Here is a 6,688-nt window from a genome sequence, read left to right as displayed (position 1 = left end):
CTGCTCGTCGTTGCAAATGCTCGCCATAGCCCTGGCTATGGCTGCGCTTTGCGCCTAGATCAGGCGCCTTTTGACGTGCTGCTCGGACACGCTCGACATACTCTCAGCCTCTCAGCGGCTACCTGACGTGGCTCGACGCGCGTTTCGGCACCTTCGTCGATCCCGTGGCGACCTCTTTCAATCCGAGCGCGTACACCACCTTCGCCGCCGTGCCGGTGCCGCACGTCGACCAAGACAACTCGGGCCACCGCCGGCCGAACGCCCCTCGCCTGGCGCTGAGCACGACCTACGCTCGAACCGTCCCGTTGGACACGGGCGCACGGATCATCCTGTCCGCACGCGTGTACTTGCAGTCCGGGACGTTCACCTCACTGGAGAACTTCTCCGACCCGCAACTGGGCTACCGAAAGGCCTATGGCAAGACCGACGTGGGCATGCAATACGAGTCGGCGAGCCGGCGCTGGACTGCCAATGCCTACCTCTACAATTTGGAGGACAAGCGGGTATACGCCAGCGCCGTCCCGCTTCACGCGGTGACCACCGTCAGCTACCAGCCAGCACGATCGATCGGGCTTCGCCTCGGATACCGGTTCGATTGAGTGGATCGCGACCTGTGGGCCTGGGGCGCCGGAGACCATTGGATGCCGCCCAGTGAGGCAAGTGCACCGGTATCGACGAATGCTCAGTGGCTGAGCGCAGTCAGGACCTTTCCCCGTGGCGGCATCGCCGGCGCGCTGCTGGTGCGCGTTGTGCTCTTCAGCACCGCCATCACGCTGGTACTGACGGTGTTTCAGTTGACCCTGAGCTACCGCAGCGAACGCTCGCGACTCGACGATCGCCTTTCCGAGATCGAGGCCTCCACTGCGCGCAGCCTGGGTGAGAGCCTGTGGGCTCTCGACAGGCGGCAGCTCGAGGAGCAACTCGACGGCCTGCTGCGGCTGCCGTCGATACGCGCCGTCGAGGTGCGCGAGACCAGTTCGCCGATCAGGTCGTTCGTCGTCGCACGCGGTCAACCGCAGGGCGCCAGGTTTGTCGAGCGCCGGGTGTCGTTGACCTGCTGCGGCGCCCAGGCGCAAACAATCGGCACGCTGCACATCCAGGCGACATTGACGGAGATCTACTCCAATCTGGTGGCCCAGGCGGCCGTCATCCTCCTGAGCAACGCGGCCAAGACGTTTCTGGTGGCGTTCTTCATCCTATACATCGTCCACCGCCTGGCAACCCGCCACCTTCTGGACATCACGGCGTCGGTGGCGGGCGTCACGCCGGAGGCCGACGTCACGCCATTGGTGTTGCGCCGTGCCGGCCTTCGGGGCGACGAACTCGACCGGCTGGTGGAGGCCATCAATGCGATGCGCGACCGGCTGCGCCAGCACACCCTGGACCTGAAGAACGCGAACGCACGCATGGCCACCCTGCTGGACAACATGCCGGACCTCGCGTGGGTCAAGGATGCCCAGGGTCACTTCATCGCCGTCAACCGCGCCCTGGCGGCCATGAAGGGCATCGCAGAGCCCATCCAATTGGTCGGCAAGTCCGACCTCGACATCGAGGCGCCCGACGTGGCCCGGGCCTATCAGGCGGATGACATCGCCGTGATGGCATCGCGCAGTTCCCGGCGCATCGAGGAAACGCTGGCTCACGCCGACGGGAGCACAACGCTCTTCGAGACAATCAAGACGGCCTTGCTCGACATCGATGGCAAGGTCGTCGGCACGGTCGGAATCGCACGCGACATCTCTGCGCGCCGGCAGGCGGAAGCCGACCGCGAAGCACGCCGCGTGGCCGAGATCGCAACCGCGGCCAAGAGCGCCTTCCTGGCGCACATGAGCCACGAGATCCGCACCCCGATGAACGCGATCATCGGCATGTCGCATCTGGCGCTGCAAGGCCCGCTCGACACGGCACAGCGTGACCGCGTGCGCAAGGTCCATGGCGCGGCGAAGTCCCTGCTCGGGATCATCAACGACATCCTCGACTTGTCGAAGATCGAGGCCGGCAAGCTGGACATCGAATCGGTGCCATTTGATCTCGCCGAGATCCTGGACGGGCTTGTCACCCTCACCGCCCTGAATGCCGATGAGAAGGGCGTCGAACTCATCCTCTCGCTGCCGCCCGATCTGCCGACGCCGCTGGTGGGTGACCCGACGCGCTTGCGCCAGGTGCTGCTGAACCTGTGCAACAACGCCGTGAAGTTCACCGCGAAGGGGGAGGTCGTGGTGGGCGTCGACATGGTGGAGCGCCGCACGGACGCTGTGCGCTTGCGATTCGATGTGCAGGACACGGGCATCGGCATCCCGCTGCAGGTGCAGCAGCGCTTGTTCCAGCCGTTCGCGCAGGCCGACTCGTCCACCAGTCGGCAGTACGGCGGCACCGGCCTGGGTTTGACGATCAGTCGCCAACTGGTGGAGATGATGGGAGGCAGCGATATCGGCATCGACAGCGCACCGGGCAGCGGCAGCACCTTCCATTTCGAGCTGGGATTTGCATTGCATCCCTCGGCGGCGCAGGCGGCTTGGCAACCACCCGCCGAACTCGTCGGCCGCCGTGTGCTGGTCGTGGACGACAACGCACGCGCTCGTGCCATCGTCGCGCGCCTGTGCACGGCATTCGGCATGGAGGCGAATGCATGCGCCAGCGCCGCAGAGGCGGTGAGTCTGGTCCGGCAGGCCGCCGCGGCCGGCAGGCCTTACGAACTCAAACTGATCGACTGGAACATGCCCGAGGTCGACGGCATCGAATGTGCGGACCTGTTGCAGCGTGACCGCCCGCCAGGCGGGGCGCCCGACGCCGTCCTGATGGTGTCGCCGGCCGGGCTCAGCACAGCCCAGCAAATGGCGCAGGCCAGGGGTCTGGTGATGGGCGCCCTGATGGAGAAGCCCGTCATGGCGGCGACCTTGGCCGACGCCTGCCTGCGGGCCCTCGGAGTGGTCGATGCGAAAGCGGTGCAGCCGGCGAGGCGGGACAAGACCCTGAATGCGAACCAGGCGCTTCTCAGGGGCGCCCGACTGCTGCTGGTGGACGACAACGAGATCAATCGCGAAATTGGCGTGGCGTTTCTCGAAGACTCGGGCATCCAGGTCCGCACGGCCGGCGATGGCCGGGAGGCGCTCGAGATGCTGGCGCGAGAGCACTTCGACGGCGTGCTGATGGACTGCCAGATGCCCGTGATGGACGGCTACGAGGCGACCCGGCGCCTGCGCCAGCACATGCAGTGGCGCGATCTCCCGGTGATCGCGATGACCGCCAACGCACTGACCAGCGATCGCGACAAGGTGCTCGACTCCGGCATGAACGACCACGTCACCAAGCCCATCAACGTGGAGCACCTGTTCGCGACGCTGGCCCGCTGGGTCAAACCCGGCAACGCGGCGGCCGGCTGACGGGTTTCCGGGCGACGGGCGGGAAGGTCGCCTTCACTTGTGCCTGGCGGACTGCGGGGTGCCGAACCACAGCTCGGGCCGCTTGAGCGGTCCGGCCGGGATGAACGGATTGCCGATCTCGATGACGGTGCGTTGATCCAGCCGCGCTTTGCGCAGACGCTCGCCATAGTACGTGTCGAAGAGCTTGTCGAACGAGCCGTCGGCGATCGCCTTCTCGAGCCCGTCGCCGATCGCCCGCGCAAGGCGTGTATTCCTGCGGTTGACCATGAAGTAGGCATCGTTGACATAGTGGATCACGACGTGCGGCTCTACCGCCAGCGTGTCTGCAAACCTCTCCTGTTCCGCCCAGATCTCGATCGCGCCGCGCGGAAAGTAGTCGAAGCGCTTGTTGATGAGCATCGGGAACAGCGCCTCGTAGCGCGGTGCGGTGACGACCTCGACGCCGCGTTCGCGCAGGATGAAGGTGTCCGGCCAATCCTGCGCCTGCCCGATGCGGATGCGGATGCGCTTGAGATCGTCCAGCGAATGCACATTTGCCAGCAGGTTCTCGTCGCCCTTGCGGACCAGGCCGATCCGCCAACCGATCAGACCTTTCGTCAGGGGAATGGGGACCGCGAGCAGGTGCCGCTCACGCTCGAACGTGCTCGGAATCGCGGCGACGTCGATCGTCCGTCCCGCTTCCAGTTCGATGGCCAGCCGCTCGGGATTCATCGGCACCTGGGCCTGCTCGATCCGGTATGGCGTGCCGGTCTTCGACAGCGCGAGCTGGAGCAGGTCGCGCGAATAGCTGAGGCGGCGGTCCATGGGTGATTCGGGACGCGGATAACGGACCACTTCGACACTGCGGGCGCTCGGTGCCAGTCCGAGCGCGACGCTTGCCAGTAGGGCCGCCACACAATGGGTCAGGGTCATCTCTGCCGTCCTCCTCGGCGGGGCGTTGTGGTGCACGGAGACGAATCAGACATGTCCCCGCCGATCTCAAGAAGGGCTCCGTGCGCTGCGGACGGAGTTGGGCCGTCGAGCAGCAAGTATGCGGTTGAGAACGGTCCACGCCAATCGAAGCTTCGGTTCGTTGAGCGGACTCGTGCCATGCACGCAGTTTTGAACCGATGATGGACTTGTAGCGCCCCACCGCGGTCTCCACTGTAGTCCGAGCGCCAAGTCGTGCGAAGTGACTGACCAGTGCCTTGTGAGCTTCGCCCTATCGTGCTTGAGTTCGTTTGGCAATCGGGTCGACGACCCTATGGTGTTCATACTGTAAGAAGACGATCTTGTCTCTTTCTGCACTACTGACATGCCCTTCCCGACGATCCCCCTCCCAGGCAACAGGATGCTTACGGGTCAAATCCCGGGGCCGTCGACCAATGCCAATCCGACATTGGTGCAGCAGATCGCCAGCCATCTGCCGTTGAAGATCAGGGAAAGAAAGCCCGAGGAGGCGGGACAACGCCCGCGGGCCTGCGTCCCAAGTTCACTTTCTATATCTTGGCCGGTCGATATACCGGTCGAAATATGGCGCGATATCGCCAAACGCCTGGATCGGCCCAATGCGAAGGCGTTACGCGAGGTCTGCAAGGCTGCCCATGCCGCTGTGCCCCCCGTGAAGGCCTTGGTAGTGCACACACGAATCGACCTGATTTCGGCCCTCATGCTAAGCGCGGTCATAGCCGGTGAAATCACCAAACTGATCGCCAAAAACTGTCGCCTTGGTATCGAAGAGGTGCAGGCCCTGGCGAAAAACACCTCGATCATCTCGCTCGACCTGGCCTCCAACAAGATTGGGGATGAGGGCGCGCAAGTCCTGGCGGCCAACACCTCGATCACCTCGCTCGACCTGACCAGCAACAACATTGGCAGGGCGGGCGCGGAAGCTCTGGCGGCCAACACCTCGATCACCTCGCTCGACCTGACCAGCAACCACATTGGTACAACGGGCGCGAAAGCCCTGGCGGTCAACACCTCGATCACCTCGCTCGGCCTGGGGCACAACAGCATTGGCGCTGAGGGCGCCATAGCCCTGGCGGCCAACACCAAGATCACCTCGCTCAACCTGGCACACAACTGGATCGGTGATGAGGCCGCGCAAGCCCTGGCGGCCAATCCCTCGATCATCTCGCTCGACCTGGAAGACGCCCGCATCGGCGCTGCAGGCGTGCAAGCCCTGGCGGCCAGTACCAAGATCACCTCGCTCAACCTGAGCGAAAACCAGATCGGTGATGCGGGCGCGCAAGTCCTGGCGGCCAACACCTCGATCATCTCGCTCGACCTGACCAAAAACGAGATTCACGCTGCGGGCGCGCATGCCCTGGCGGCCAACACCTCGATTACCTCGCTCAACCTGGCAGCCAACTACATCGGTGATGAGGGCGCGCATGCCCTGGCGGCCAACACCAAGTTCACCTCGCTCAACCTGGAACACACCGGGATCGGCAATGCGGGCGCGCAAGCCCTGGCGGCCAACCCATCGATCACCTCGCTCAATCTGGCCGACAACAAACTTGGCGCTGCGGGCGCGCAAGCCCTGGGGGCCAATACCACGATCACCTCGCTTCACTTGTGGGGAAACAGCATTGGGGATGAGGGCGCAAAAGCCCTGGGGGCCAACACCACGATCACCTCACTCTACTTGTCGGCAAACGGCATCGGCAATAAGGGCGCGAAAGCCCTGGCGGCCAATACCTCGATCACCACGATCGACCTGCGCGACAACGACATCGGCGCTGCGGGCGCGCAAGCCCTGGCGGCCAACACCACGATCACCTCGCTCCACCTGACAGACAACAAGATCGGTAATGCGGGCGCGCGAGCCCTGGCGGCCAACACTTCGATCACCTCGCTCCACCTGGACTACAACAAGATCGGTGATAACGGCGCGCGAGCCCTGGCGGCCAACACCAAGATCACCTCGCTCACCCTGGGAGCCAACAAGATCGGTGATGCGGGCGCGCGAGCTCTGGCGGCCAACACTTCGATCACCTCGCTCGCCCTGTGCGGCAACAAGATCGGTGCTGCGGGCGCACGAGCTCTGGCGGCCAGCACTTCGATAACCTCGCTCGACCTGTGCGAAAACAAGATCGGTGATGCGGGCGCCCTGGCTCTGGCGGCCAACACCAAGATCACCTCGCTCAGGTTGATTAACTGCGGCATAGGCGAGGCAGGCCGGGCAGCTCTGGAAGCAGTGCGAGATCGCTTTGAATTGCTGGAGTTGCACTAAACCGCTGACGCGGTAGTCCTACCGCCCAGACCGGGCCGTTTGCATGGCGCGGTATCCCTGGCGCCCTGATTGGAGAACGATGGAGGGGCTG

At 64.4% G+C, this 6,688-nt stretch carries 4 protein-coding genes; 3 read left to right on the top strand and 1 reads right to left on the bottom strand.

What is annotated here, in order from left to right; translation table 11 throughout:
* Positions 1–164: 164 nt before the first annotated feature.
* Together AC30NL_RS14830 and AC30NL_RS14825 are read left to right on the top strand one after the other, a co-directional pair.
* The gene (locus tag AC30NL_RS14830) at positions 165–599 is read left to right on the top strand and encodes a hypothetical protein (RefSeq protein WP_489464769.1); all 435 of its coding nucleotides are present in this window, start codon (positions 165–167) and stop codon (positions 597–599) included.
* Between the two features lie 42 nt (positions 600–641).
* Positions 642–3,383, top strand: coding sequence for a response regulator (locus tag AC30NL_RS14825; protein ID WP_489464768.1), 2,742 nt, complete (start codon positions 642–644; stop codon positions 3,381–3,383).
* A 33-nt stretch (positions 3,384–3,416) separates the two neighbouring features.
* Here the strand turns inward: AC30NL_RS14825 and AC30NL_RS14820 are convergent, their stop codons facing one another.
* Positions 3,417–4,295: a substrate-binding periplasmic protein gene (locus AC30NL_RS14820; protein WP_489464767.1), complete on the bottom strand. Its 879-nt coding sequence runs from the start codon at positions 4,293–4,295 to the stop codon at positions 3,417–3,419.
* A 736-nt stretch (positions 4,296–5,031) separates the two neighbouring features.
* Here AC30NL_RS14820 and AC30NL_RS14815 point away from each other — a divergent pair.
* The gene (locus tag AC30NL_RS14815; RefSeq protein ID WP_489464766.1) at positions 5,032–6,597 is read left to right on the top strand and encodes a leucine-rich repeat domain-containing protein; all 1,566 of its coding nucleotides are present in this window, start codon (positions 5,032–5,034) and stop codon (positions 6,595–6,597) included.
* Positions 6,598–6,688: the final 91 nt, after the last annotated feature.

This window comes from Rhizobacter sp., from assembly GCA_021153565.1.
Classification (GTDB): Bacteria; Pseudomonadota; Gammaproteobacteria; order Burkholderiales; family Burkholderiaceae_C; genus Albitalea.
This window is presented reverse-complemented; position numbering and strand designations above follow the sequence as displayed.